Below are 263 nucleotides of genomic sequence, written 5' to 3'. Positions count from 1 at the left end.
CGGCAAGCCACTCACCGTGCAGGTGATCGCCGCCGACGTGCTCCGCTGGGAGCAGAACAACAAGGCAGCGTTCGTCGGCTCAGATGGATCGATGCCGCTGTCGCGTATGGCCTGGGTGGCGTGGGCCGCTGCGTCCCGCCTCGGCCTGTACGACGAGACCGTCGCGACGTGGCTGACGTCGATCGAGTCGCTGGAGTCCCTCGACGACCGTGACGAGGCCACCCAGCGCGGTGAACTCGATGCCGATCCGGTGCTGCCGGACC

Annotated in this window: 1 protein-coding gene; it reads left to right on the top strand. The window is 68.4% G+C overall.

Going from position 1 to position 263, the window contains the following annotated elements; genetic code table 11:
• Positions 1-263: hypothetical protein (locus tag Q5762_RS38700; RefSeq protein WP_315897002.1), on the top strand; the 263-nt coding region annotated here is incomplete at both ends.

Origin of the sequence: Streptomyces sp. P9(2023) (genome assembly GCF_032436795.1) — a bacterium.
Lineage (GTDB): Bacteria > Actinomycetota > Actinomycetes > Streptomycetales > Streptomycetaceae > Streptomyces.
This window is presented reverse-complemented; position numbering and strand designations above follow the sequence as displayed.